General features: G+C 44.8%; 22 protein-coding genes and 2 pseudogenes. 5 read left to right on the top strand and 19 right to left on the bottom strand.

Going from position 1 to position 22,687, the window contains the following annotated elements; translation table 11 throughout:
- The first annotated feature begins 42 nt into the window (after positions 1-42).
- Both ku and ligD read left to right on the top strand, forming a co-directional pair.
- Entirely contained in the window at positions 43-882 is an 840-nt protein-coding gene (ku, locus tag G4V62_RS01760) for a non-homologous end joining protein Ku (protein ID WP_165199037.1), read from the top strand.
- Positions 879-2,693: a DNA ligase D gene (gene ligD / locus G4V62_RS01755; protein WP_165199036.1), complete on the top strand. Its 1,815-nt coding sequence runs from the start codon at positions 879-881 to the stop codon at positions 2,691-2,693. Before ku ends, ligD begins: the two co-directional genes overlap by 4 nt.
- A gap of 87 nt (positions 2,694-2,780) precedes the next feature.
- On the opposite strand, the pseudogene G4V62_RS01750 reads toward ligD, so the two are convergent.
- From G4V62_RS01750 to G4V62_RS01740, 3 genes and pseudogenes are all read right to left on the bottom strand, one after another.
- Positions 2,781-4,231: pseudogene (locus tag G4V62_RS01750) on the bottom strand (nicotinate phosphoribosyltransferase).
- A gap of 323 nt (positions 4,232-4,554) precedes the next feature.
- The gene (locus G4V62_RS01745; protein ID WP_165199035.1) at positions 4,555-4,932 is read right to left on the bottom strand and encodes a YppE family protein; all 378 of its coding nucleotides are present in this window, start codon (positions 4,930-4,932) and stop codon (positions 4,555-4,557) included.
- A 54-nt stretch (positions 4,933-4,986) separates the two neighbouring features.
- The gene (locus G4V62_RS01740; protein ID WP_312855414.1) at positions 4,987-5,487 is read right to left on the bottom strand and encodes a MerR family transcriptional regulator; all 501 of its coding nucleotides are present in this window, start codon (positions 5,485-5,487) and stop codon (positions 4,987-4,989) included.
- Positions 5,488-5,679: 192 nt separating this feature from the next.
- On the opposite strand from G4V62_RS01740, the gene G4V62_RS20240 reads away from it, so the two are divergent.
- On the top strand, positions 5,680-5,802 hold the full coding sequence (locus G4V62_RS20240) for a hypothetical protein (RefSeq protein WP_281357969.1): 123 nt from the start codon (positions 5,680-5,682) through the stop codon (positions 5,800-5,802).
- A 35-nt stretch (positions 5,803-5,837) separates the two neighbouring features.
- On the opposite strand, the gene G4V62_RS01735 is transcribed toward G4V62_RS20240, so the two are convergent.
- A complete protein-coding gene (locus G4V62_RS01735; RefSeq protein WP_165199033.1) occupies positions 5,838-6,779 on the bottom strand; it encodes a DUF2515 family protein in 942 nt (313 codons plus the stop codon).
- A 145-nt stretch (positions 6,780-6,924) separates the two neighbouring features.
- On the opposite strand from G4V62_RS01735, the pseudogene recU reads away from it, so the two are divergent.
- Both recU and G4V62_RS01725 read left to right on the top strand, forming a co-directional pair.
- Positions 6,925-7,517: pseudogene (gene recU, locus G4V62_RS01730) on the top strand (Holliday junction resolvase RecU).
- Positions 7,518-7,556: 39 nt separating this feature from the next.
- On the top strand, positions 7,557-10,250 hold the full coding sequence (locus G4V62_RS01725; RefSeq protein ID WP_165199032.1) for a penicillin-binding protein 1A: 2,694 nt from the start codon (positions 7,557-7,559) through the stop codon (positions 10,248-10,250).
- A 396-nt stretch (positions 10,251-10,646) separates the two neighbouring features.
- On the opposite strand, the gene G4V62_RS01720 is transcribed toward G4V62_RS01725, so the two are convergent.
- The 15 genes from G4V62_RS01720 to G4V62_RS01650 all read right to left on the bottom strand — a co-directional run bounded on the left by G4V62_RS01720 (position 10,647) and on the right by G4V62_RS01650 (position 22,660).
- Positions 10,647-11,165 carry a YpoC family protein gene (locus tag G4V62_RS01720; RefSeq protein WP_165199031.1) on the bottom strand — a complete coding sequence of 173 codons (519 nt, stop codon included), beginning with the start codon at positions 11,163-11,165 and terminating at the stop codon, positions 10,647-10,649.
- Complete coding sequence (gene nth / locus G4V62_RS01715; RefSeq protein ID WP_165199030.1) at positions 11,162-11,815, bottom strand: endonuclease III; 654 nt, start codon at positions 11,813-11,815, stop codon at positions 11,162-11,164. Before nth ends, G4V62_RS01720 begins: the two co-directional genes overlap by 4 nt.
- A gap of 18 nt (positions 11,816-11,833) precedes the next feature.
- Positions 11,834-12,532 (bottom strand): DnaD domain-containing protein, encoded by a 699-nt coding sequence (locus G4V62_RS01710; RefSeq protein WP_165199029.1) that lies wholly within the window; start codon positions 12,530-12,532, stop codon positions 11,834-11,836.
- A 31-nt stretch (positions 12,533-12,563) separates the two neighbouring features.
- Entirely contained in the window at positions 12,564-13,856 is a 1,293-nt protein-coding gene (asnS, locus tag G4V62_RS01705) for an asparagine--tRNA ligase (protein ID WP_165199095.1), read from the bottom strand.
- Between the two features lie 92 nt (positions 13,857-13,948).
- A complete protein-coding gene (locus tag G4V62_RS01700; RefSeq protein ID WP_165199028.1) occupies positions 13,949-15,133 on the bottom strand; it encodes a pyridoxal phosphate-dependent aminotransferase in 1,185 nt (394 codons plus the stop codon).
- Between the two features lie 13 nt (positions 15,134-15,146).
- Positions 15,147-15,629 carry a hypothetical protein gene (locus G4V62_RS01695; protein ID WP_165199027.1) on the bottom strand — a complete coding sequence of 161 codons (483 nt, stop codon included), beginning with the start codon at positions 15,627-15,629 and terminating at the stop codon, positions 15,147-15,149.
- Positions 15,626-15,805 carry a YpmA family protein gene (locus G4V62_RS01690; protein WP_165199026.1) on the bottom strand — a complete coding sequence of 60 codons (180 nt, stop codon included), beginning with the start codon at positions 15,803-15,805 and terminating at the stop codon, positions 15,626-15,628. Before G4V62_RS01690 ends, G4V62_RS01695 begins: the two co-directional genes overlap by 4 nt.
- A 252-nt stretch (positions 15,806-16,057) precedes the next feature.
- Positions 16,058-16,441 carry an aspartate 1-decarboxylase gene (panD, locus tag G4V62_RS01685; RefSeq protein WP_165199025.1) on the bottom strand — a complete coding sequence of 128 codons (384 nt, stop codon included), beginning with the start codon at positions 16,439-16,441 and terminating at the stop codon, positions 16,058-16,060.
- Between the two features lie 4 nt (positions 16,442-16,445).
- Entirely contained in the window at positions 16,446-17,300 is an 855-nt protein-coding gene (gene panC, locus G4V62_RS01680) for a pantoate--beta-alanine ligase (RefSeq protein ID WP_165199024.1), read from the bottom strand.
- Positions 17,297-18,127: a 3-methyl-2-oxobutanoate hydroxymethyltransferase gene (gene panB / locus G4V62_RS01675; RefSeq protein ID WP_281357968.1), complete on the bottom strand. Its 831-nt coding sequence runs from the start codon at positions 18,125-18,127 to the stop codon at positions 17,297-17,299. The genes panC and panB overlap by 4 nt, the downstream gene beginning before the upstream one ends.
- Before the next feature lie 158 nt (positions 18,128-18,285).
- The gene (locus tag G4V62_RS01670; protein WP_246218178.1) at positions 18,286-19,248 is read right to left on the bottom strand and encodes a biotin--[acetyl-CoA-carboxylase] ligase; all 963 of its coding nucleotides are present in this window, start codon (positions 19,246-19,248) and stop codon (positions 18,286-18,288) included.
- On the bottom strand, positions 19,235-20,446 hold the full coding sequence (locus G4V62_RS01665) for a CCA tRNA nucleotidyltransferase (protein ID WP_165199022.1): 1,212 nt from the start codon (positions 20,444-20,446) through the stop codon (positions 19,235-19,237). Before G4V62_RS01665 ends, G4V62_RS01670 begins: the two co-directional genes overlap by 14 nt.
- Entirely contained in the window at positions 20,400-21,545 is a 1,146-nt protein-coding gene (bshA, locus tag G4V62_RS01660; protein ID WP_165199021.1) for an N-acetyl-alpha-D-glucosaminyl L-malate synthase BshA, read from the bottom strand. Before bshA ends, G4V62_RS01665 begins: the two co-directional genes overlap by 47 nt.
- A 4-nt stretch (positions 21,546-21,549) precedes the next feature.
- A complete protein-coding gene (gene bshB1 / locus G4V62_RS01655; RefSeq protein WP_165199020.1) occupies positions 21,550-22,269 on the bottom strand; it encodes a bacillithiol biosynthesis deacetylase BshB1 in 720 nt (239 codons plus the stop codon).
- Complete coding sequence (locus G4V62_RS01650) at positions 22,241-22,660, bottom strand: methylglyoxal synthase (protein WP_165199093.1); 420 nt, start codon at positions 22,658-22,660, stop codon at positions 22,241-22,243. The genes bshB1 and G4V62_RS01650 overlap by 29 nt, the downstream gene beginning before the upstream one ends.
- Between the last annotated feature and the right edge of the window lie 27 nt (positions 22,661-22,687).

Genomic DNA, 22,687 nt, shown 5'->3' with positions numbered 1-22,687 from the left:
TTCACATAGTAAAAGAAAAGCGATCGACAAAGGAGGCCGCTTATGCACACCATTTGGAAAGGTGCCATTAGCTTCGGCTTAGTAAACATTCCTGTCAAATTATATAAAGCGACAGACAGTCCATCCATTCCCTTAAGACAACTTCATAACGTATGCAACACTCCTATTCAATACAAGAAGCATTGTCCTACGTGTGACATTGATGTGTCAGGAAAAGACATCGTAAAAGGGTATGAATATGAAAAAGATACATTTAAAGTCGTCAATGAGGAAACGTTAGAAAAACTGCAAAGCGACAACAGCCCGAAAGCTGTATCAATACAACAATTTGTTTCAGTCACTGAAATAGACCCTGTCTATTATCATACGTCGTATTACCTTGGACCTGATGCGACTGGTCATAAGCCATATGCCCTGTTACACGAAGCACTTCACGAAACAAACAAAGCAGGGATTGCCACCATCGTATTACGGCAAAAAGAACACCTTGCGTTAATCCGTCCGTATGACAACGTGTTGCTTATGGAAACGATGCACTTTCCGGAGAATCTTCGTTCCACAGAGCAAGTGCCAGACCTGCCCAAAGAAACGACGGTGTCGGAAAAGGAATTGGCAACAGCGGAAAAACTCATAGAGCAATTAACTGAGCCCTTTGAACCGGCAGCCTTTAAAAATACGTATGCTGAACGATTCAAAGATGCTTTACTCAATACAGAAACAATGATTTCAGCTGGGGAAACTCACAAAAAGGAAACAAATGTTCATGATTTAATGAAAACATTGCAAGCCAGTATTGATCAGACTCAACCAGAGCAGCATCCACCGAAAAAACAAAAGACCGCTCGTAAAACTAAAACAGCACCAGGAAAGAAAGCAACGTGACAACGGGTTTTACATTCACTCCACCTATGAAGCCAGTTCTTTCTACGCGTTGGCCAGAGGAAATGGCCCAATGGGTGTTTGAACCGAAGTGGGACGGCTACCGAATGCAGCTTTTGATCGATCGCCAACACATTGCGCTTAGGAGCATGCACAATCATGATTATAGCCATGCTTTTCCCGAGATTATTACAGCGGCAAAGCGCATTGCCGAAAAACTTCATCATGAACTCCCGATTGTCTTAGATGGGGAAATGACCATGTTAGACAGCGCTTTACACTGTCGCTTTGATTTGCTCGTAAAACGGGCAAACCGAAAAACACAAACGAACGATGACAAAGCGACTTTGAAAGCCACTTTTTGTGTCTTTGATCTATTGTCGAGCGGATCGATTTCCCGTAAAAACGAACCGCTTATCACACGAAAAACACACTTAAAAAAACTGGCTGAACTTGGCGGCTTTGCAGATCCGCCAAAACGAGGAAGCACCATTGCCCTTGCGCCGACTTATACAAATTATGCACCTCTATGGAAAGACATTATTCGGGAAAAAGGAGAAGGTGTCGTCGCCAAAAAACGACATAGCCTTTACGTATCAGGGCGATCAGACGTCTGGAAAAAGTATAAAAACTGGCAGAAGGTTGCTGTTGTCATTATCGCCGAAACAGAGACAGGCTATTTTAAAGGGGTAGTATTACAAAATGGAGCATGGGTATCAGTCTGTACGATCCGCCACGGTATGTCACCTGAAGAAGCGACCGCGTTATCAGCAGTGCTTAAAAACAATCCAAATGCGCCACCAAGTATTGTGCTGGAAGTATTGACGATCGGTTATGCCAATGGCGCGTTACGAGACGTCCGCTTTTCACGTTTTTTGCCTCATCGTTCCCCACATTCGTGTACTTTCACAGCCTTGACAACCGGGCTAGCCTACACACCTGATGTGACACGGCCTGAGAAAATATTGTGGCCAAAGCAGCAATGGACGAAAAACGATTATGTGCAATATATGAAAAGCGTTGCCTTTGATATGATGTCTTTCCTCCACGGACGGGCTTTAACAGTAGTGCGTTGGCCAAATGGTGTTAATGAAGCTTCTTTTTATCAGAAACACACGCCGGCATATGCGCCTCAGACTGTCAAACAAGCTTGTGGTGAACCTGATGGAATGATTTGTCTTGAGATGGATGGGCTCTTATGGCTCGCTAACCAAGCAGCAATTGAGTTTCATGCCCCCTTCCATCGCGACGGTGAGCATCACCCACGTGAGCTTGTCATTGATATCGACCCATATCCGTCTGCACCTATAGAGAAGATCGCCACAGCCGCACTCCAAATCAAAGCATTGTTTGATTCATTTTCCTTGTTCACTTTTGTGAAATCTTCAGGCAGCCGGGGCCTACAACTGTATATCCCCCTCCAGCCTAATGTAGTGTCGTATGTAGAGACTCGTCTGTTTATGGAAGCTGTTGCTGAACTTTTGCTCGCCCAAGCGCCAAACCTTTGGACGATTGAGCGAAGAATCGATCGCCGCGGCAACAAAATGTACCTTGATTACGTTCAGCATCATCCGAAAAAAACCATCATTGCCCCGTACTCCTGTCGTGGACGAGAAGAGGGCTATGTCGCAACACCACTCAGTTGGACACAAGTAGAACGGCACGAGCTTTTTCATTCGCAAAAAGATGTGCTCGAGCAGCGCGCTAGAGGTCACTTGCCATTTTTACAAATGGATGAGACAAGACAAAAAACACAAAGCACCTCCAGGCAATGGCCGATGCTTTGCGTTCTCCCCACTCGTCATAAATGTTGAACATGGAGTCAAGTGTGTAGACATCGTGATACGAGCGATTTGTCTACACTTTTTCTTTACAGCTCATATAGCTTCAAGCAGTGTCGTTTATTTATCTTTTTTAGCCAAGGAATCAATGAGAGCCATTTTTGTGTCGTACACTTTTTGGCTTAAATCGACAAAATACGTTTGCGGGTTTAAGAGTCTGAGCGTCGGCTCCCAAATCTCTTTCAATTGCTCCAAATGAAAGGCACGAATTTCATCGATATTTTTTTTCTCGTATACACAATGGCCGTCCTCAAAAATCGGCACGAGCAGTTCCTTTGCTGTATAGTCGCTAACGATTTTAAACGAATACGGATTATTCGGGTCAAACATTTTCAGCTTGTCTTGCTGGACGTTTTCTTCAACCATCGCGACATAATCGCCTTCGGTTTTGCCGGTTTTATTATTGATAATCCGATACACTGTCGTAAATCCAGGCGTCGGTATTTTTTCCGGGTTTTCGGAAATTTTAATAACGGGCTCATAGCCGGTTTCCGTTTCTTTCGCCACCATTTTATATACGCCGCCAAGTGCTGGCGATTCAGCTGCGGTAATGAGCTTCGTTCCAATCCCCCACATGTTGATTTCGGCTTCTTGAAGCTTTAGATGCAAAATAATTTCTTCATCAAGGTCATTGGATGCAGAAATTTTGACATCGGTAAAGCCTGCCTCATCTAACATCTTGCGAGCTTGTTTCGATAAAGTCGCTAAATCGCCACTGTCAAGGCGAATGGCTTGTAAACGATGGCCACTTTCAGCCATTTTCTTCGCTACTTTTATGGCGTTTGGCACGCCTGACTTTAATGTATTATATGTATCGACGAGCAAGGTTGTATTATCAGGAAATACGTTCATATACGCTTCAAAGGCTTCTTCTTCAGAGTCGTGATCCTGCACCCACGCGTGGGCATGTGTCCCTGATGTTGGAATGCCGAACAGCTTCCCAGCACGAACATTGCTCGTAGAATGAAAGCCCGCAATATATGCTGCCCTTGCACCCCAAATGGCCGCATCCGCTTCCTGAGCTCGGCGCGTTCCAAACTCCATTAAAATATCGTTCTCACCAGCCACTTGTCTGATTCTTGAAGCCTTTGTTGCAATGAGAGTCTGGTAGTTCATAAAGTTAAGCAGTGCCGTTTCGATCATGTGTCCTTCAAAGACCCGGCATTCCACGCGGATAATCGGTTCATTAGGGAAAATAATCTGGCCCTCTTCAACCGCATTGAGCGTCCCCTTAAAAGAAAAAGCTTTTAACTCCTCCAGAAAGTCTTCATCGTAATTTTCCGGCTCTTGGCGTAAAAATTCGATGTCTTCCTCTTCAAACTTCAACCCTTCAATGTAGTTGATAATTCGCTCTAAACCAGCAAAGACAGCATAACCATTATGAAAGGGGTTTTTGCGGAAGAAAGCGATAAACACACGTTTACGATTGTGGGTACCATTTTCCAATGAGCATACATTTGATTAATCTGATATTTGTCGGTATGCAGCGTCAAATTCTCATAATTCAGCATATGAGTGCCTCCAAGTCCTTCGTTGTTTACAATAATATGTTCAGAATAGAGAATTGAGTCAAAAGAGTCAATGTCTCCCTCTTATTTAACGATGAAAATCCTTTTGTTTTAAGAGTATCGCCCAAATCATCGTGCTTTACAACAACTTTTGGTTGAAGCAAAAAGTACACCACTATATCAGTGATGCACTCATTTAAGATGTCTAACATGAAAGACAGGTGATTATTTTTTAATCAAGATTCCATTCACTTGCTTGCCTATAGTAGCGCAGGACCGCGTTTTTTCAGCTGATTGATTTGCTGCTTAAAGGATAAACCACCTTTTTATTGCTCCTTTGGTTGAAGCGCTGCTTCGATACTTTCCAGGACATAGATGATTGCCTCTATCGTATTAATGAAACGTGTTTTCCGTACTTTTGTATGGAAGCATTGCACGGCAGCCATCAAAGCATTTTCAACGGTCTTATCGACTTGTACTGGATGGATATACAAAGGACGAGCTTCTTTTATCCATTGCTTTGCTTCCACGCGCCACGCTTCGGCAGTCTCGGTCACTTCATCAACAAAGGGCTTCACTTCTCCGTAAAAGTCGACCTCATAATCAGGAGACGGACTGCGCTCTAAATATTGCGTCTTCATCGCTTCGGTTTGGCGTAAAAGGTTTCGTTTAACGTATATAAATCGTGTTGAATCACGTATCATTACCTCCACCCTCTTATCATACCAGAGGACGCCAACAGTGGAAAGCGACGGATTTTAAAAACCAAAACGATGCAGCAAACGTTTTCTTTTCGGTTTTTCATTCAACGTACTTTGCTCTTGTTGTTCAGGTGCTTGATTGATTTGACTCACGAGGCGATCAATTTTACGCTCGACATGCTCGACTTTTTCGATTAATTCGTCCATTTCTCGTCGATGCTGGAGCATTTGTACTGTGACGACATCGTCCGCTTTTGCTTTTAATTCGCGATCTATCTTATCGACTCGATCCACTAAAGCATCCATTCGGCTATAAAACTCGTCAATAGGTAATCCTTCTTTTTCCGTTGGTGGCTCATCATTTAATACACCATTTTGTTTCTTCAGCAGGATTAGCGTATCGAGTGCCTCCTGGTGAAACACAAAGTGACCTTTATCATTACGCTCACAAGGAATATCGTACTTTCTGACCCAGTTGCGAATCGTTGTCATCCCAATACCTAGTTCATCAGACGCTTCCTTCGTTTTAACGGTGCCTGCATGAGTCTCCCCCCATATCGCTTTATTTGCTAGAAATATTCTCTCTTTGTATGCACGCTCCCTTCACGCTTGACAAAACTAGAAGAGATTCCGCGAAAGAAATCAGCTTCCGGCAAAAACTTCTCTCTTCATTCGACACTAACTTTTCAATATTGTGCATAGTTTTCCATTTTTTATAAACACTATGTCCAATGGACAGGAGGTGATACTATGGCACAATCACATCAAAACAACAGCCCTGCGCAAAAAAAGCAGCACAAGCAAAATGAGGCTCGAGAAGCTATGAACGAGCCTACGACGAAAACATCTGGTGAAAATAAACCGTCAACGTAATCATTAACGGACTCTCCAATCGTGAGGGTCCTTTTTTATGTTTTTGGAAAATAAGCTAGCATACGTAAAAGAAAAGTAAGCTGCTTTCGTTTATCATCAAACCAGCGATTTAACGGTTCATCAATTAATGTACCGTGATGTTTCGGCTCGAGATAACGAAGGTGAATAAACCAATCATTTGCTGTGAAACGCTGATGTCGTATCATCGGTACTGCAGCTCGTAACAACGGCCCAGAAAAATCGTGTCCGAGATGGATATACTTCTGGTAGTCAAGACGCTTTCCTGTATGAACAACCGTTTGAGCAAACTGTCTCACTGACCGGCTATACGGTCGGAAAAACATCATTTGATACAACTTGCGCCCAAGCTGTATTCGGGCTTTTATATGCGTAAAACGTTGTACAGACTGACCATACAGCACACCGTGAAGCGTCGGGAGAAGAACGACACTTTCGTGCAAGGCCTGTTGACCGTAGAACAGCGGCGACGTAAATACTTCTTTTAACCTTTTTTCTTGTAAAATCGGGCGGGTAATGACATGCTGTTCATTCGTAATCAACGCATGTGTAAGTATGTGCGATTGACGTTCCTTCCAAAAAGACATCCAATGCTTGTACATAAACGACGACACGTGAAATCGATCTAATAGATGAAATAAAGGCTTGTTCAGTCGGCAGGAGAATTCATATAAAAGCAGCTGAGGATATGCATCTTGAAAAATGAGCCAATTCGCCCGCTCATACGCCATAAATAATGACCAACGCACCCGCTCTGAAAGACCATGAATCATGTCATCATGCCAAAGATCAGTCATTTGATAACCGGCATTTCTTGACACCGAAGCTGCAAGTAACGCCCAATGCAGCTCTGGCAGTCGATGATACATCCTGCGATAAGCTTCAGTGCGACTAATATTATCGACATTTAAACGAGTCGTCTTTCGTTGAATGGTCTGAATGAGACGATGTTCGTTCACTACCTGGTCACTCCTTTTTTTAAAAAACGCCTAAAAGTGTACCTTTATTGTGACCGAGAACGTCTAATCTCATAATATGATTTGAGTTTAAACAGCAGACAAAGGTAAAATAGGTAAAGAGCTTTCTCAAGAGAGGAGGACAACTATGATACGATACCCGAATGGAAAGGTCTACGAAGCGCCGCTCACGAATGACCATTATGACAAAAAGAGAAGCTATGGCAAAAGGGGCATGACCCTCGAAGAGGATGTGAATGTATCGAATACATATTATTTGAACGAGGGCATTGCCGTCATTCATAAAAAACCGACACCCGTACAAATCGTTCATGTTGATTACCCAAAGAGAAGTGCAGCCAAAATTACTGAAGCCTACTTTAAGCAGCCTTCTACGACAGACTATAATGGTTTGTACCAAGGGAAATACATCGATTTCGAGGCTAAGGAAACGAAAAATCTGCACTCCTTTCCCTTAAAAACATTCATGAACATCAGATCACCCATATGGAAGCTATTCAAAAGCATGGCGGTATTGCATTTATGTTGATTCGTTTTTCAAAAAATAGAGCAACCTTTTTATTAGATGGTGAGCCGGTGATCCGATATTATAAAGGAATGCAGTCGGAAGAGCGTAAATCGATACCGCGAAAGGTGATTGAAGAGGAAGGTATACCAGTCATTGAAGGCTACGCCCCTCGCCTCGATTACTTACGCGCTCTGCGAACAATGTATTTTTAAGGAGTAGCTGATCTTTTCAGAAAGGCAGGAAAGCATACGATGGCAGATCAATATAAGACGAGGACAGAACGTAAAAAGGGATCTCAACGAAAAACAGCGTCCTCATCAACTCAGAAAAACAAAAAGCCGAAGAAAAAGGGATCTCTGTTTAAAAACATCATGCTCGGGCTGACGATTTTTTTCTTGCTTTGTATATCCATCGCAGGAGTCGCTGCCGCTTTTATTATTAAAGATGCACCAAAAATTAGTGCTGAAGCATTGGAATCACCGCTTTCATCACGAATTTATGATGTCAATGGTAACGAAATTGCAGAGCTTGGCATGGAGAAGCGAGAGCAAGTCAACATCGATGACATTCCCGACGTCGTAAAAGACGCTTTTATCGCTACTGAAGATGTCCGCTTTAAAAAGCACTTTGGTATCGACTTACGGCGAATTGGCGGAGCAGTCATTGCTAACTTCCAAGATGGCTTCGGTGCTGAAGGAGCTAGTACGATTACCCAACAGGTCGTTAAAAATTACTTACTGACTTCAGAAAAAACGATGACTCGTAAAATTCAAGAGGCATGGCTCTCCATTAAGCTCGAGCAGCAATATTCAAAAGACCAAATTCTTGAGCTCTATCTAAATAAGATTTTATTTGCTCAAGATATATATGGCGTCGCTAAAGCAACGGAATTTTATTTTAATAAGGACATTACGACAGACGAAATCACCGTTGAGGAAGCGGCTCTCTTAGCTGGATTACCGCAAAGTCCAAATTACTACAACCCATTTCGTAATCCGGAAGCCGCTGAACAACGACGCAATACCGTCATTTCTCTGATGGAACAACATGGATTTATTGATGCGTCCGCGGCTGAACAGGCAAAGGCTATACCAGTCATCGATTCGATTGTCGAGAAACAGGATAACCCTCAGCCATACGATGCTTACATTGACCAGGTCATTGAAGAATTTCAAGCGAAAACTGACATTGACCTTTACTCTTCAGGTGTTGAAGTCTACACACACCTAGATCCTGAAGCACAGCGTGTCGTCGAGCAGGCGCTAGACACAAATCAATACGTTCAGTATCCCGATGATCAGTTCCAAGCAGGGATCGCCGTCGTCAATACAAAGACAGGTGGCGCCGCTGCCATAGGAGGCGGTCGGAACCAAGAAGTAAAGCGTGGTTATAACTATGCAACAGACATTAACCGTCAGCCTGGCTCTACCATTAAGCCGATCTTAGACTTTGCACCGGCGATCGAACATCTTGAATGGTCTACCTATCATCCAATTGTTGATGAGCCTTACGAGTATTCAGATGGAACGCCAATCAATAACTGGGATAACCGTCATTTAGGACAGATGACTCTACGTACAGCACTTGCAAAGTCACGTAATATCCCAGCACTTAAAGCGATGCAAGCAGTCGGTTTGCCAAAAGCAAAATCGTTTGCCGAAGGGTTAGGAATTGACGTCGGTGAGAACATTTATGAATCTTACTCGATTGGTGGTTTCAACGGCGTGTCGCCACTTGAAATGGCTGGTGCATACAGTGCCTTTGGAAATAAGGGCATCTATAGCAAGCCGCACACCATTGCTAAGGTTGTCTTCCCTGATGGCAGTGAGCAGTCGTTCACGCCTGAGCCTACCGTTGCTATGAAGGAATCGACTGCCTTTATGACAACAGATATGCTAAAGTCTGTAATGACAAGTGGTACGGGAACAGCCGCCAACGTCTCCAACGTCCCAGTTGCCGGAAAAACCGGTACATCTAACTTTGATGACGAAACGCGGGCAAAATATGGACTGCCACAAGGTGCAGTGCCAGATAGCTGGTTTGCAGGCTACAGCACAGAGTATTCCATCGCCATTTGGACTGGGTATCCGAAAACGACGAGCGAGTATTACATGGATTATTCAGCGCAACAAATTTCAAAGCAGCTCTTCCGCAGCATTATGACCGAGATTTCAAGCGGTCAAGTCGCTGATTTTGAACAACCAGACTCCGTCGTTCGTGTCGGCATTGAAAAAGGGTCCAATCCACCTCGTCTGCCGAGCGATTTTACGCCGCAAAGCGAGATTGTATATGAATATTTTATTAGAGGGACAGAACCAAGCGTTCGTTCGGAAAGGTTTGAAGCTGAAGAGCCTGACGCAGTTAGTGGTTTGACTGCTACCTTTGATGAGGAAGCGATGCAAGTTTTGCTTCGCTGGGATTCAATCAGTGATGAGGCAACTTATGAAGTCGAAGTGTCAATTGATGATGGGAACTATGAACCACTCACAACAACAGATGAAACGAGTGTCAGCTTCCCAGACGTCATTCCCGGTGCTATTTACAGCTTCCGTGTCACAGCAAGCGAAAATGAGTTGACCGGCCCAGCTGCATCTACAACGATCGAAATTCCAGATGGCACAGAAGATGACAATGACGGTGAGCCCGGAGAAGATGGGCTCGATGATGAAGAATCAAATCCTGAGGAGTCAGATGGAGATGGCGAAGAAAATCCGGACGATGACATCCCTGGCTTCCCTTGGGACGATCCAGAAGAAAATAACGATGGCGACGAAGAACAGCCGAACGACAACGAGGAGCAAACACCTCCGTCCGGAAACAATGACAATGAACAGGAGCAAGAAGGCAACAGTCCTCCGTCAGAAGACCAACCATCATCCGATGGGGCACAAAGTTCCGGTCAGCGTGAAGATGATGAACGAACTTCAAATTCACAAAATGATTAACAGCTAACGTAAACAAAAACAGCTCTTATGAGGTCTTTTCCTCTAAAAAGAGCTGTTTTTCTTATTGCACAACGCCCCCCTCTCCTACATCGACTATCGTAACTTGCGGAAGCGGAAGGCGACAAATCTTTCATCTTTGTTAAAAAAATACGGTTGACGCCTATGGCATTGTCGAGTGAAACATTCTCCTCGAGTGATCACGGCAATATAATATTAAACAAAGGACAGGCTGGGTTATTAGATTTTCAAATGGATTAGAAGATAAAAAAGCACATCTCTACAAATCTTGCCTGCGCAAAATTCAATAGAGAGTGTGCTTCTGCAGACGAATTGAGCTTGTTCAAGCCATGTTTAATACAACATTTATTCTGCCTGTTCCCACCTGTCTCGTATACGTTACGAATGCTTCAGGCGATAAACCGCCAGCGACTTGCGCAGCTCAATATACATCTGATTTAATTGAATGAAAGATGCATAATGACGAGGTCTGGACACAATAAAGGGCATGCGTTCTTTTAAATTCATTGGGGTAATCGGGCATTGAAGCATGTCTTCCTGCCAACTGGTCAATGCTTGAACAGGTTGGCGTCCGATCCAAAACAATAGGGAGAGAAAATTTGCAGTGCCTTGAATCATCATCGGGCCAGCAACATCCTTCTCATCGTTTGAAAACGCCGTTTGAATCGGTCCTTTCCACGTGTCTTCCCACCAGTTAAACACTTCATTAAACTCGGAGTATGGCGCTTCATATATACGGACATGCGGCTCATGAAGCGCCGCTGCTACATCAATGGCAAAAGGGACGCTCTCAAGCCATGCAGATAACGGCGCATCGCCTTTTGGCAGATGAATGCGGGCACTCTGCTCATAAAAAGGACGAATGCTAAATGATGCAGGCACTTGAATGGCCGTCATACAGCTGCCCCCTTCATTCTTTTCTGCCCTTCTCGACACATATCAAGAAGCGGACACTCTCGACACTGCGGCGACTGCGCCTTACAGTGGTAGCGTCCAAAAAAGATCATTCGGTGATGCGTTATACTCCATGCTTCGGGAGGTAGCTTTGCCATAAGCGTCTCTTCCACTTGTCGTACAGAATCTTTCCATCGGCAAATTCCAAGTCGTTTGCTTACCCGCTCAACGTGGGTATCTACAGCGATGGCTGGCTCGTTAAATGCAACAGACAGCACGACGTTGGCCGTCTTTCGTCCAACGCCCGGGAGTGCTTCCAAGGCTTCTCTACTGTTTGGCACTTCCCCACTGTGCTGCTCAAGCAATTGTTGACTAAGCTTTTGGATGTTTTTAGACTTATTGCGATAAAGACCGATCGAACGAATATCGTTTTGCAGCTCTTCTAAAGGAACGGCAATAAAGTCCTCTGGCCTGTTATATTTTTGAAATAATGAAGCGGTCACTTTGTTCACAAGCGCATCTGTGCATTGAGCCGATAAAACGACCGCGATTAACAATTCAAATGCATTTTCATGGCGCAGCTCACACTGCGCCTCAGGAAACATCTCTCCCATCGTCTCAATGGCTTCAATGGTTGCTTTTTTTGAGAGCATACGCTTCCCCTCCTCCCTTTACTCTAGCCAATTATAAAAAGGGACCGTCGCTGTCCTCGCAGCCGACGAATCTTGCGGTGCCTGCCTCTTCCTATCACGAAACTGCTTTGCATGCTTTTGTGCATCTTCCACGGTTTTTACTTGATTTTTTTGCCATTCAAATAAAATGCGATCAATATAGCGAAAGCTGAGTTTGCCACCTAAAACAGCTTCACGCAAAGCGGCTTTAATGAGGCTAGTCGAATAGTCATCCTTATCCACCCACATGCTTAGCGTTTCGTATTCGATAGGGGATAAAGCCCGCCCAAATTCCTGCTCAAACAGCCCGAATAGCTCATCCGCTTTTTCCTCTTCATCTTTCGCGTTTTGTCGAGCGGTCATGTTCTCACGCCATTCGTAACACTTTTTAAAGAGTGGTTCCAATGACAACGTTTCTGATTTCATATCTCCGCTCTCTAAATCGTCTTTAAGGTCAATTAAGCCGCGGCGAATTAAAGAGGCTAGCATCGCTTGAATGTCGTCTTCATGAGCAGACATCACTTGTGATAGCTCATGAGGGCTTGGAAACTGTACGCCACGTTGCTGCAGATGCCAAATATGCATAATTAAAACCCACTCATGATCGTTTAATCCGAGTTTGCTGTAGGACGTTATGAGAAATGAAGGTACAGCGAAACTCCCTTGCTGCATGAGCTGAACGAACGTTTTTTCGTTCATCAAATCCCACTCCCTTTTCTCAAATACATCATCAAGGCGTTAGACGATTCAGAAGCCTTGGGAACGGAATCGTTTCTCTCACATGCTCAATTCCTGCGATCCACGCCACCGTCCGTTCCAAGCCAAGACCAAAGCCTGCATGAGGAACTGAGCCGTACTTACGTAAATCAAGGTACCAGCCGTACGATTCTTGATCGAGATTGTGCTCCTTGTAACGTTCTTCCATAAGAGCGAGATCATCGATCCGTGCAGAACCACCAATAATCTCCCCATAACCTTCAGGCGCAATTAAGTCTGCACATTCAACGACAGCAGAATTGTTCGGATCAGGCTTCATATAAAATGCTTTTAGCGATGTTGGGTAATGGGTGATAAACACAGGCAGGTCAAAATGATCTGCAATCGCCGTTTCGTGTGGTGCACCAAAGTCATCGCCCCACACAATATCGTCGAACCCTTTCTCATGTAGCAGTTCAATCGCTTTTGTATATGTAATGCGTGGAAACGGCGCTAATATCTTTTTTAACATCTCAGGATCACGGTTTAATGTCTGAAGCTCTACGCTACAATGCTCTAGTACGGAAGACACGAGGTGCTGCACATACGCCTCTTGAATGGCAAGGCTTTCTTCATGTGTACAAAAAGCCATTTCCGGCTCGATCATCCAAAATTCGATAAGGTGGCGGCGTGTTTTTGATTTCTCAGCACGAAATGTCGGACCAAAAGAATAAACGCGTCCAAGTGCCATGGCAGCTGCTTCCATATACAATTGACCAGATTGCGATAAGTACGCATCTTCATCAAAGTATTTCGTATGGAATAACTCTGTCGTTCCTTCAGCACTCGTTGACGTTAAAATTGGCGCGTCAACTTGAACAAACCCTTCTTTATGGAAAAATTCGTAGGTAGCACGAATAATTTGATCACGAATGACCATTTGCGCGTGCTGTTTTGACGAACGCAACCAAAGGTGACGATGATCCATTAGAAATTCTGTCCCATGCTCTTTTGGTGTAATCGGATAATCAACGGCTTCGTGAATGATTTCAATGTCTGTAACTTCTAATTCTACTCCTAATGGAGAACGTTCATCAGCTTTGACCAAGCCTGTGACATACATTGACGTTTCCTGTGTCAATGCTTTTGCTTTCGTAAAAATATCTTCATCAGCGGCTTTTACGACAATTCCTTGGATGAAGCCAGTGCCATCACGTAGCTGTAAAAAAGCAATTTTTCCGCTGGAACGTTTATTTGTCAGCCATGCGCCAATGGTCACTGTTTCACCAACATGGTTGACCGTCTGTTTAATCGTTTTGTTTTGCATCGTCGTCATCTTCCTTCCTCATTTTTTCAGTGCAAACGAGTGGCTCCATAGACGAACCACTCGTTGTTTTTCTTTTTTACTCGACAATCTTGTTATTGACGATGTTTTTCCACAAAGCGTGCCATTCTTGCCACCGCTTCATGCAAGTTGTCCATCGATGTTGCGTACGACAAACGGATATAATCAGGTGTACCAAATCCAGAGCCAGGAACAACCGCCACTTTTTCTTCATCTAAGAGGGCTTCCACCCACGCATCGACATTGCTGAAGCCACACTGCTCAGCCGCTTGTTTTACATTTGGATATAGATAAAACGCACCCGTCGGCTTAACACAAGCGACGCCTGGGATGGCAACTAACGCTTTATACGTTTCATCTAACCGCTCACTAAAGGCTTTCTTCATCACATCTACCGGTTCTTGACTGCCTTCGTACGCTGCAATGGCAGCATACTGCGCAACAGAGGTCGGATTTGATGTCGAATGACTCGCCAAAGAGGTCATTGCTTTAATGATGCGCCGATCACCAACAGCATAGCCAATTCGCCAACCCGTCATCGAATGTGATTTACTTAAGCCATTAATGATGATCGTCTGCTTTTTTAGCTCAGCAGACAATTCGGCAATGGACGTATGAACAACCTCGCCGTAGACGAGCTTCTCATAGATCTCGTCAGAAACGATTAACACGTTATGACGTAGACATACGTCGCCAAGTGCCTGCAGCTCTTCTTTTGTATACATCGCACCGGTTGGATTGCTCGGCGAATTGATTATCACCGCTTTCGTTTGATCAGTTATCTTGTGCTCAAGGATATCAGGTGTCAGCTTAAAGCCTGTCGTTTCATCGGTATGTACGAAGACTGGCTCCCCTTCAGCAAGCTTTACTTGCTCAGGATAGCTCACCCAATATGGCGCTGGAATGATCACTTCATCACCTTTATTTAGCAACACTTGAAACAGGGTGTAAAGTGCATGCTTTGCACCTGTCGTTACAATCACTTCATCTTGCTCATATGTCAGCTTTTGGTCTTGTTGAAGCTTAGCGACAATGGCTGCCTTCAGGCGAGGCAATCCACCTGAAGGCGTATATTTTGTATGGCCTTCATCCATCGCTTGCTTTGCAGCACTTAAAATGTGTTCAGGTGTATTAAAATCGGGCTCGCCGGCCCCTAAACCAATGACATCATGACCTTCCTCACGTAGTGCTTTTGCTTTTGAAGTGATGGCCAGTGTGGCTGACGGTGTTAAAGCAGCAACTCTTTTTGCTAATTCCATAACTAAACTCCCCCTAAGATCGTTTCAGTGAGATAGATTCTAAAAACGTACCGTCTTGAAATGAGTAGTATTCATAATACTGACGCTGATCTTCTGCGATGTACACAGCGCGCCAAACCGGCTGTTGATTTCGTAATCCAAGGCGAATATCGAGAATCTTTTCTGGCTTCCCGTCGGCTTTTAATGTATCAATAATGGTTTTCTTGTCAACTCCATCTGCTGTTTGCTTGACAAGAATATCTTCTTCAGACGAGGCAGGGACCCAAGCGATGTGCGACTCTCCGTCAAGCATCCCTTTAAAGACGTGAACGGTTGTTTCACCATAATACGTTTGTCGCTCAGTGATTCCTGCAAACGAATGAGCGTTTAAAAGTCTCTCTTCAGCGACTGTCTGTTCTTCTATTAATGGTTCACGCGCTGTAACATATGTATCTACAAGCAGCCAGCTTAGAAGAAGAAAGACAATGACACCAATGACGCTAATGATTTTACTCATTTGGACGTGCGGTAAATCGTGAAGACTGCTTGCTCTGGATCGTTATCATCTAAAGAAAGACCAAACATCAGGTCGTCCTCTTTTAACGTCCGGTTGAGTGCATCGACGATTTTGTATAGATCTTTATGATGCTGGAGTGATTGGGTTGCCAGCGTTCTAACACCCTTTTGATCCATGTTTCTTTCGCCTCTCTTTTTTGGTCTGCTAACGATTCTTCCTAGTCTAGTATAACAGCAGAAGACACGCTCGTCATGAGTGTAACGACATACCATACTTAATCAACATAGAGATATGGTGAATAAAGCCTCCCTCAAAAGGTCAGGAGGCTTGAATATGACGCTCTTTCGTTTTTTGCTGCGACTTGTGTGTGCCGTTAACAGCGAAGAGCACAAGCCCATTATCATATGGCAGGCAAGTACAGTTTGCTTTTATAAAACTGTCGAATGGGGTTCATCGAGGAGCATTCGTTCAATCCGATTTTGTCGATCAAGCAGAGCCACTTTAGGAGCAAAGTTTTCCAGTTCCTCTTTTGCAAAAATGCCATAGGCAATGATGATCACTTCGTCTCCTTTTTGAACGAGCCGAGCAGCAGCACCATTTAAACAAATGGTCCCACTACCTCGCGGACCAGGGATAATATATGTCTCTAAGCGGGCACCATTGGCATTGTTCACAATTTGTACGCGTTCATTCATCTGCATACCGACAGCGTCGAGTAAATCCTCATCAATCGTAATGCTGCCAACGTAGTGAAGGTTTGCTTCTGTGACAATTGCTTTATGGAGCTTTGCATACATCATCGTTTTCAGCATGGGCTTATTCCTCCTCCCATAATAAATTATCTATGAGGCGGGCAGCTGAATAACGAACAGCCAGGGCAGCAAGTTGAGGTCCTTTGAACGTCGGTTTCTGCAGCTCAGGAAACGACAAGATGCGTGCGTAGTCAATGGATCCAAAACGAAGCTTTTCTTCTAAAAAGCGAAGCCATTCAGCCTCCAGTACATCGACGGTTAAATGAGGATGAGCATCATAGTATTGTCTGACAAATTGCAGACTTTCATACAATACCGGCGCCTCTTTACGTTCCTCGGACGTTAAACGGACATTTCGGGAGCTCCTTGCTAAACCGTCTTCTTCTCGAACCGTTGCTACCTTTCTTATCGTCACCGGAAGAAAATACTCATGAACCATCCCTTCAACGACGGCAACCTGTTGTGCGTCTTTCATGCCGAAATAAGCTCGAGCCGGCTGAATGAGCATAAACAGCTTTAACAAAACGGTTAGCACACCGTCAAAATGACCTGGACGTGACGCACCACATAGTTCTCGGGCTGCTTTTCCGGCTTGGAGCGATACGCGGAGAGGCTGTACCGGGTACATCTCTTGCACAGTAGGGGTAAACAAAATATCAACTTGCTCCGCTGTTGCGATGTCTCTGTCTCTCTTCATATCCCTAGGATATTTGGCAAAATCCTCATTCGGGCCAAACTGGGTTGGATTCACAAAGATACTTAAGACGACGATATCATTTTCTTTCCGTGCGTCTTTTATGAGAGCGCGGTGTCCCTCATGCAAATAACCCATTGTCGGGACAAAACCGATTGACTTTTGCTTGAGCTTTGTGTCGTGGACGAACGCTACCATTTCGTTTAGTGAAGTTATTTGCTTCATCGCGACCGCCACTTTTTTAATTCGTCATCCGTCATGGCAAACGAGTGTGAAGCATCTGGGAAAGCGCGCGTTCTCACTTCTTCCGCAAAATGCGTTAGCGCTGTTTTCATCCGGACGTAGCTTTGATCATACACTTTAGCGAACGAAGGCGCTTTTGCAGGGCTATAATTGAGCACATCATGGTATACGAGGACTTGTCCATCCGTTTCTGCACCTGCGCCAATTCCAATCACGGGAATGTTTAGGGCCTTTGTTAAATCGCTAGCGACTTCAGCAGGTACACATTCAATGACAATCGCACTGACCCCAGCACGTTCAAGCGCTTTCGCATCGTCAAGAAGTTGGGCTGCTTGATCTGCTGTTTTTCCTTGGATGCGGAATCCGCCTAATACGCCGACTGACTGTGGTGTCAAACCGAGGTGTCCGATAATCGGTACGCCCCCTTTGACGAGCGTTTCGATTTGTGGACAAATGTCTTGACCACCCTCAAGCTTTAACGCATGCGCCCCCGTTTCCTGCATCATATACCTCGCTGTCTCGACCGTTTGTTCAATGGAGCCGTGGTAGGTAAGGTAAGGCATATCAACGACGATGAGCGTGTTTTCGGCCCCACGCTTGACCGCGCGTGCATGATGAACCATGTCAGCGACCGTCACTCGAATAGTGGACTCATAGCCAAGCACGACCATACCAAGAGAATCTCCAACGAGTATAATGTCAACACTTGCATCCTCTGCGAGTGACGCGGAGGGAAAATCATAGGCCGTAAGCATAACAATCGGCTCCATGTTTTCTTTCTTTTTTTGTAAATACCGTAGCGTTTTCAACGCATTTTCCTCCCTTTTTGAAAAGATGTCAGCCACCTTTTCTAGTCTGTCCCTGTCTTTTATCGATCAGAGCAGTCAACAGCATAAATAGAACCGTTCTCGAGGTACAGTTCCAATGAATAGATACTGTCCTTGAACGGTTCTTAGTATAGCATATATTATTCCCCAATATCAGTGATATACACTGAATGGGATTGACCACATTCGTCTTTAATGACCAATGCTCCATCACTAGACAAGCCCGTGACATAACCTTGTAGACCTTCGAGTTGCACATACTTTCCTATTGTTTCCGCTCGTGCTTCCCACAACAGTCGAATGACTGTAAAGCCTTCTTTTTTATAAAGCTTATACAGCCTTTCCACTTCAAGAAAAAGCTGCTGCAGCAAGGCATTCCGATCAAAACGTTTGCCTTCTTCACAAAACAGTGATGTTGCCTTCTCGCTCAGTTCCAAGGGCCATTCCTTACAAGACTGGTTCACGTTGATCCCGATGCCAACGATCGCGGCCACGACTTGATCGGGTTCAGCGACCGTTTCTGTTAAAATGCCAGCAAGCTTTTTACCATTTAAAAGAAGATCATTGGGCCATTTTATTTGACAATATACGCCTGCAACTTCTTCAATCGCTTCCGCACATGCGACCGCCATCACGAGCGTAAGCTGTGTCGCTTGCTGCAGTGGGATGTTCGGTCGGAGGAGCATACTGACAGCAATATTACCACCCTCACCTCCATACCACGAACGTTGTAAGCGGCCTCTGCCGTTGGTTTGTTGATCACAAATCACGGCAGTTCCTTCTTTTGCACCTTGCTGAGCTAATTCATGAAGCTTCGTTTGGGTAGAAGGTAGCGCTTGATAGACGTACAAATGCTGTCCAAAAGTATCTGTTTCGAGACCCGCAAGTAACGTATTTTCTGAAAGAGCATTCGGAACGTGCTTTAAACGATAGCCTTTCCGATTCACCGCCTCAATGTCAAACCCTTCCTCTTGAAGCTCTTTGACGTGTTTCCAAATGGCCGCCCTCGAACAGCCTAACTGTCTAGCCGCTTCCTCACCAGATATAAAATCACTGGGACGAGACTGAAACAAAGAAAATAACCTTTTCTTAATCATGCTCATCATACCACTCCTGCAATGCTATATATGAATTTTCGACCGTCCCATGTAAAACGGCTTCCTCTGCTCTGCGCAGGACGTTTTCAACCCAAGGACCCGCAGGTCGTCGACTCCATGCGAGTACATCTTTTCCTGAAATCGCCAGTTCCTTTCGGTGATGGATCGGCATGTTTTCATAAAGGGCTTCTATGTCACGCCATGCTGGAACAGCGTGCTGAAGATGACGACATACCTCCCAAGCAAACTGCGAAATTGTAAGGTCATTCTGATAGAGAAAACCGATTGTAAACCCTGCTTTTACAGCGTCGTGATAGGCATCTATTCTAGAAAGCACACCATTTTGTAAGGCACGTGACTGCTTCCACCGACGTAAAAACGACTGTATCGCTTCTTTGTCCATCTTTGCCAAGATAGCTAAAAATGCCCAGCGTTCCTCCATCCTCGTCCAAACCCCTTTTGTTTGGACAAACGATGGAAGTACGCGAGCCATCGGTGCAAACAGCGGCAGTTCATCAGCGACGCCAGACCGCTGTAAAATGTCCAAAGCATGATGATCAGCAAATGTAAGCCATTTTGACCATTCGACAGCAATTCGTTCAATAGATAAATGGGCAATCCATGCCTTGGACGCCTGTACAGCCTGTAAAGTGTCATCGTCTAACGTAAAATGTAGCTGAGCCGAAAAGCGGAGCGCGCGAATGATGCGTAAAGGATCTTCACGAAACCGATCGACCGGTTCTCCGACCGTTCGGATGACCTTCTCTCTTAAAGCGCCCTTCCCATCAAACGGATCAATGAGCCGAAAATGCTGATCCATCGCCATCGCATTCATCGTAAAATCGCGCCGACTTAAATCTGCTTCGATCGTTTGAATAAACGTCACTTCTGAGGGGCGACGATAATCATCGTATTCGCCTTCTGCACGGAATGTGGTCACTTCGTACGGCGTATGGTCGACAATGACGAGAACAGTCCCATGCTGCAATCCTGTAGGGACTGTTTTCGGAAAAATCTGCATGACCTCTTCAGGACGCGCAGAAGTAGCAATGTCAACATCTTGAATGGGGAGCGCTAGGATACGATCGCGAACACAGCCGCCAACAAAGTAGGCGTCATGCCCTGCTGATGCCAATATCTCAAGAACCGTTTTTCCTTTAATGAGCAGAGAATCCATACGTATTCCCCCGTAACGTTTGTTCATAAAGCGCCTCATATTGGCTCACAATGCGCTCAGAAGAAAATGACTCCTGAACTTTATCGACAGCCGCCTGCCGCATTGTGCGATTGAGCGTAGCATCTTGAAGAATTCGCAGCACTTTATCAGCAATGTCATCAATGTTACCAACGTCGGTGAGAAAGCCTGTTTTTCCATCATCAATCACTTCAGGGATGCCGCCAATTCTCGTACCAATACTAGGTACACCACAAGCCATCGCTTCCAGAAGAACAAGCCCAAAGCTTTCTTTTTCCGATAGTAAAAGCTTGACATCACTGATCGAGAAAAGCTCGGCAAGGTTATCCTGCTGTCCTAGTAACAACACATCTTCTTTTAGGTTTTCACGTTCAATCAGCTGGCATACTTCGCACATTTCAGGTCCATCCCCAACGAGCAGCAGCTTGGCAGGGATCGAGGCACGAACTTTTTGAAACGCTTTAACGACGTCCTGGGTTCGCTTCACTTTGCGAAAGTTAGATACGTGAATCAAGACCGCTTCATCTTCACGAATACCATACTGCTGTCGCAAGGTCGGGCTTTGGACATGATGATAGACGCGCTCATCAACAAAATTGTAAATCGTTTCAATCTTTGCATCTGTATTTAAGTCACGATGCGTTTGCTCTTTTAAACTTTTTGACACAGCGGTCACTGCATCAGATTGTTCAATGCCAAAGCGAATCATATCACTTAAGCTCTTATCCTGAGCAAGGATTGTAATGTCTGTTCCATGTAAAGTCGTCACAACCTTTAAGTCACGTTTACACAGTTGCTTTGCTAAATACGCACAAATGGCATGAGGCATTGCATAGTGAACGTGTAAAATATCAAGCTTTTCCCGATCAGCAACTTCAGCCATTTTACTCGCTAAAGACAGGTCGTATGGTGGATATTGAAATACAGAGTATTGATTGACTTCAACCTCATGAAAATAAATATTTGGATAAAGCTTTTGCAGACGAAAAGGGACTTTTGACGTAATGAAATGAATGTTGTGTCCGCGTTCAGCGAGCAATTTGCCAAGCTCAGTCGCAATGACGCCTGAGCCTCCAACAGTTGGGTAGCATGTAATGCCTATATTCATCTGCTTAACTGAACTCCTTTATTGATTCAGGTGCGAAAACGAGCGGTTTGTCACTTAAGAAACCTTCTGCAAGCGTTAGACCCTGTTCCTTTGCCATGAGTCGGTCACGCCCTTCAATGGTTTCCAAATACCCATCAGTGAGGGGCGTTTGCACGTTTGATTGCTGTCCAAACTGTGTCGTATAAGCAAGTAAGCTCGCTCGCTTCCGTTCATAAACCGAAGCAACATCGATTAGGAATTGTGGAGGGGTAAACCCATTGATCATATAAAAATACAGTGCACTTGCTTTGTGGGCTTTCCCAAGGGTCGGATGACTTTTAAAAATCCCTGCCGAAAAAACCGCTTCTTTAACTAATGTTGCACATTGGCCATGGTCTGGATGACGGTCGTTTGCAGAAGGCGCAAACACGACCTTCGGCTGAACTGTCCGAATTAAGCCGACAAGATAAGCAATAATGTCTTGCCGGTGCTCGTACAAGCCTCGATCTGGAAATTGGCCGTTTTGTCTATAGGCTCCTAAAATATCAGCTGCTTTCAGTGCTTCTTCGCGCCTCGTCTCAACCGTGCCATTTGAGCTCATTTCTCCTTCAGTTAAATCACAAATCATCGTTTTAAGATCTTCCTGATGAAAACGAGCGAGCGCACCCCCCATCCCAATTTCTACATCGTCTGGATGCGCTCCGATGGCAAGAACATCAATCGATGGCATGTTCTTCTTTACCATGGACAAGCGACCTCCAATTCAAGTCCCCTCGTTCAAGACCGTGTATAAAGATTTCAGCTCCACCCGTATTGGTCGCTAACGGAATGGAGTACACATCACAAAGGCGAATTAATGCCATAATATCTGGCTCATGGGGCTGAGCGGTTAACGGATCACGGAAAAACAACACCATATCCATTTTGTTTTCCGCAATCATTGCCCCAATTTGCTGGTCTCCGCCTAAAGGTCCCGATTGAAAACGATGTACCTCTAATTGCGTAGCTTCAGCAATCCGTGTGCCGGTTGTTCCAGTTGCATACAATTTATGGTTTTGTAACACGTGTTCGTATGCCATCGCAAACCGTACCAATTCGTCTTTTTTCTGATCATGAGCGATCATTGCAATATTCATTTTCACTTTTATCTGCTCCCCCTTTTT

The sequence above is a fragment of the Litoribacterium kuwaitense genome (assembly GCF_011058155.1).
GTDB lineage: Bacteria > Bacillota > Bacilli > Bacillales > DSM-28697 > Litoribacterium > Litoribacterium kuwaitense.
This window is presented reverse-complemented; position numbering and strand designations above follow the sequence as displayed.